The organism is Bergeyella anatis (assembly GCF_036016955.1).
Classification (GTDB): Bacteria; Bacteroidota; Bacteroidia; order Flavobacteriales; family Weeksellaceae; genus JAYWXI01.
Window position 1 is genome coordinate 1 of sequence record NZ_JAYWXI010000040.1, and the last position, 3,957, is coordinate 3,957.

The window sequence follows — 3,957 nt, forward strand, 5'->3', positions numbered from 1 at the left end:
CCTACCTTAGCATACCGCTTGCCTTTCATTTTCTCTCTGGGCTGGACAACTTCACAATCAGCTTTTAAGTATTGAGGAAAAATAACATCTTGCAAGGTTTCTTGAGCATAAGAACAAGTAAACATCTGAAGTGAAATGAATATAAAGAATATTTTTTGAAACATACGCTAATGACTTTATACAAATGTAATGGTTAAATCACTCTTTTACAAAATTTTGGGCAGATTTTATAACGGATATTGTACCACCTACTGAACAAGGGCAAGTAGAACTATCCAATAATTCTTTTTTGCCTTCTATCTCAAAAGGCGAAGTATCCTGCCATTGGGTTGGGGCTGGCATACAAGGCAAATAACCTACAGATGAAGGCTTTAGCCTGCATTGACCAAAAGGTTTTATATTGATATTAGGCTGTTTGTCTTGCTCGGTAGCTTGTGCCTTACCTTCTATTTGCATAAAAGATTGACTGGTAACCTTTAATTCTGAAAGCGTAGTCCCTTGGTTACATTTTAATTGAGTACCATTGGTTAATGATTGAGGCATGGTTTTTTATTTTTAATTTTTTTTAGGTGTAATATCTAGTATTTTTTTTATATAGCTGTCCAGTTCTTTGGATTCATAAAAAAATATACAATCCGCAGTTATTGTATTAGATTTACCAGTTTCAGAATAATATGATGACTCAATAACTGTGGAATATTTAGTCTGTTTTTCAGTAAAACTTCTAATTTTATCTTTTTGTTCATCAGAAATTTTCCCTAAATCAGCAAATAACTTTTGTGATTTGTCACTCGATTGAAATTTATTATTTAAGTAGGTAGAATCTAATTTATTATTATTTATGTAAATACAGCTACAATAGGCGTATTTCTTCATATATTTAATTTTATCTTCAATTGTCTGACCATAAATAAGATGATTCAAAAAAATCAGACTAAAAAATACTATTTGTTTTATTTTAATTCCCATATTCTAATTCTATTAGTTTGTACTAAATCTAAATCGCCATTTTTATTCTTCGTCGGATAAAACATGTGAAAATAATATTTTGAGCTTTTAGGGTCGTCATGTTCTGCACCACCTGGATAAATTAAGTGTCTTCCATCCCATAAAGTAAAATGCCCTGTAGCATCAGACCAACCTGAAACATCAAATGTAATTATTCCTCTTATAATATTTATTTTTGACCATTCTGCTTGTGAAATTTTCTTTTTACTATTCCATAACTGTGTCCATTCTGCTTGCGTTAGATTATTTTTCTTTCTTAGATTAACTGGCATTTCAATTTTATCCAATTTTATATCAATTTCAGGTTTTCCTAAGTGGTCAGATAAATATGGAGCTAATTCTCGTACTCTGTACCAATAATTCAATTTATCACCACCTTTATGAACTCCTCCTTTTGCTCCTTTTGCTCTATATTTAGAATTGTCTTTCGGTAGTTTTAATCCACTATAATTTAATCCTTTACTCATTCTGAACGCACAAGTATTTTCCCAAGCACTATTTTTTTTTAACATATCTAACAAACCATTCCCAATTTCAATATATAATGTTTCTACATCAATGGAAGTATCTGGATAATTTTTAATCATATCTGCCCAACTTGGTCTTTTCACCCTAATAGGTTGAGTTTGATAATCATCACACCTAGCTATAAAGCTTCTATAAATATTTGATTCTCTCATGGTACAAATCTATTAATGTTAATTTTTCCATCGTTTAAATAATCAGCTCTATCTTGATCAATATCTTCTTGTGGATTGTAAGGGGATGGTTGAATATAATTTATGTCATTTAGGATAAACTTTTCAAATAACTCTTTTGATTTTACATTAAAGCATCCACGATAAAAATGTTTATTTTTGTTTAAATGTTGTGATTCATTTTCATTAAGAAAAGTAATCAAACGGTCTTCATTGAACAGTCTGGGAAACGCATACATTCTATTAAACAAATCTGACCACTCGGACATAAAAAGTTCATTTTTATGCCCTAAGTGACGATCTAAACAATGTAAATAACTTAAATGTCTAAATTGAAAATATGCCCCTTCATCATTTAATAATTTATTTTTAACTAAAAATAAATCGTTTTTTTGTGAAAAAAACATATTACATGACAATAAAAACAACAAAATCATTATCTTTTTCATATTTTTTTCATTTAAGTTCCCAAAAGTAAATTTCAAGTGCACCCTCTGCATAATTATGTCCTCCAATAACATCTCTATTAGCTCCTACCCATAATGTAGCATGACCACTAACAGCTGAATCGTTAAAATATCCTTTTTTAGGAATTATGATATAAACTCCATTTCTTTTACCAATAGTATTCTGTACATCACTAAATCGAATATCTGGAACATTTTCATTATAGCTTCCTTTATACTTTGCCTTTATAAGTTCCTCTGGACTTCCCCAAACATTTCGTTCTATAAGAAAATTTTTTAACCCCAAAGCACTTGTTTGAAATCCCTTATTATTATGTTTATGTCCTTTTTTTATTATTCGGAAAGCTGCTTTAACTTTCATTCCACCCTCAATTAACCCCAATGACACTCTAGTAGCACATGCATTAGAGAATGTTTTAGTATTTTTCTTATAATATTCTTCTTCAAAAATTGATAAAAATACTTCTCTGGCAGGTAAATCATCTGTTCCAGATTTATTTTTTGGATATCCTCTATACACATCTGTCCACTTAGGTCTTTTCACCCTAATAGGTTGAGTTTGATAATCATCACACCTAGCTATAAAGCTTCTATAAATAGACGGTAAAACATTTGATTTTTCTTCTGTATTTTTCATAAATCTGACCTTTTAAAATAGATTATCCCAAAAACCTTTCCTTTTTTTATTCTCTAAATATTTTTTATACTGCTCCGCTTCAAATTTTTTCCATTCATCTTTAGTATAACTTTTGCCTTGATAAGTAGTATATACTGCATTTATATCCTCTTCCGTTTCTTGCATATTATAATCGTCCTCATTTGTAAGTATTAAAGTGCAGTCCTTCAATGGGTTTTTAAAAACAACTCTGCCATTTCTATCTACATTACCCGTTAATGAAATTTTAGATACTTTATTACCAACAGGATCGCCATCTTCTGCTTCAATAGTAATAGTCATCATTTCTCCTTCTTCATAATTTCTAGTATTTACAATAAGGTTCATATCCGTATAATGCTTTGACTCATCAGCTAGAGGAGTATTTTCTTCGCCGTAACACCAAAACATTCCAATAATTTTCTTCTCCTTATCATACTTAAATTCTCCTTTATCTGGGAGTTTATTCATACTCGGTGCTTTATATTCTATCTTGTCTTTGGCAGTAATTAAAGATTTTGTGCCATATACATGCATTTGTTCTTTGGCACCCAATTCAGATTTTCCATCAGTATAACCAATTAAATTCTGCTTACCATACAAATCTAAATCGCGTTTGGCTGAAATCTCCATATTATCGCCACTGGCAATAATGGTCTTTTTACCACTATCTTGGCTTATCTCTTCTTGAGCAACAATCTTTAAGTTCTTACCAATGGTATTCTCTTGATTTTGCCCTACTGAAGTTTTCATATTTTCAGCTACCTCTATATCCAAATTCTTACATTTGATACTTATGGTTTCGGGAGCTTCTATCCGAATACTTTTATTCACCGTATCTAAATAAATCGTATTTCCTGCTTGATCTACAATGGTAATACTCATTTTTTCTTTACTATCGTCCAATAATATCGTGTGATTACTCCTTGTCTTTATCACTTTTACGCTATTATCTTTTGTAGCATACCCACTTTTACTTTTTCCGTTGTAGTGGCTACCGATGACATAGGGTCTTTCAGCGTTTTGGTTTTCAAAAGATACCATCACTTCCTCATCTATCTCGGGGATAAAATAAAAACCTTTACCCGAACCACCATGAGGCTGTACTACGCGTATCCAAGGCGAATAT

At 31.0% G+C, this 3,957-nt stretch carries 6 protein-coding genes; all 6 read right to left on the bottom strand.

Going from position 1 to position 3,957, the window contains the following annotated elements:
• Window positions 1–198: 198 nt before the first annotated feature.
• Window positions 199–543: a DUF4280 domain-containing protein gene (locus VQ048_RS11810; RefSeq protein ID WP_327611869.1), complete on the bottom strand. Its 345-nt coding sequence runs from the start codon at window positions 541–543 to the stop codon at window positions 199–201.
• A 12-nt stretch (window positions 544–555) separates the two neighbouring features.
• Window positions 556–969 carry a hypothetical protein gene (locus VQ048_RS11815; protein WP_327611870.1) on the bottom strand — a complete coding sequence of 138 codons (414 nt, stop codon included), beginning with the start codon at window positions 967–969 and terminating at the stop codon, window positions 556–558.
• Complete coding sequence (locus VQ048_RS11820) at window positions 954–1,688, bottom strand: T6SS effector amidase Tae4 family protein (RefSeq protein ID WP_327611871.1); 735 nt, start codon at window positions 1,686–1,688, stop codon at window positions 954–956. Before VQ048_RS11820 ends, VQ048_RS11815 begins: the two co-directional genes overlap by 16 nt.
• Entirely contained in the window at window positions 1,685–2,155 is a 471-nt protein-coding gene (locus VQ048_RS11825) for a hypothetical protein (RefSeq protein ID WP_327611872.1), read from the bottom strand. The genes VQ048_RS11820 and VQ048_RS11825 overlap by 4 nt, the downstream gene beginning before the upstream one ends.
• A gap of 7 nt (window positions 2,156–2,162) precedes the next feature.
• Window positions 2,163–2,810: a T6SS effector amidase Tae4 family protein gene (locus tag VQ048_RS11830; RefSeq protein ID WP_327611873.1), complete on the bottom strand. Its 648-nt coding sequence runs from the start codon at window positions 2,808–2,810 to the stop codon at window positions 2,163–2,165.
• A 12-nt stretch (window positions 2,811–2,822) separates the two neighbouring features.
• Window positions 2,823–3,957 (bottom strand): phage baseplate assembly protein V (locus tag VQ048_RS11835; RefSeq protein WP_327611874.1); only part of this gene is annotated, 1,135 nt, incomplete at its 5' end.

What these genes read in the sequence shown, in the direction of transcription:
- VQ048_RS11820 (WP_327611871.1), bottom strand. Translation starts at nt 1,688, where the DNA reads ATGAGAGAATCAAATATTTATAGAAGCTTTATAGCTAGGTGTGATGAT.
- VQ048_RS11830 (WP_327611873.1), bottom strand. Translation starts at nt 2,810, where the DNA reads ATGAAAAATACAGAAGAAAAATCAAATGTTTTACCGTCTATTTATAGA.
- VQ048_RS11810 (WP_327611869.1), bottom strand. Translation starts at nt 543, where the DNA reads ATGCCTCAATCATTAACCAATGGTACTCAATTAAAATGTAACCAAGGG.
- VQ048_RS11815 (WP_327611870.1), bottom strand. Translation starts at nt 969, where the DNA reads ATGGGAATTAAAATAAAACAAATAGTATTTTTTAGTCTGATTTTTTTG.
- VQ048_RS11825 (WP_327611872.1), bottom strand. Translation starts at nt 2,155, where the DNA reads ATGAAAAAGATAATGATTTTGTTGTTTTTATTGTCATGTAATATGTTT.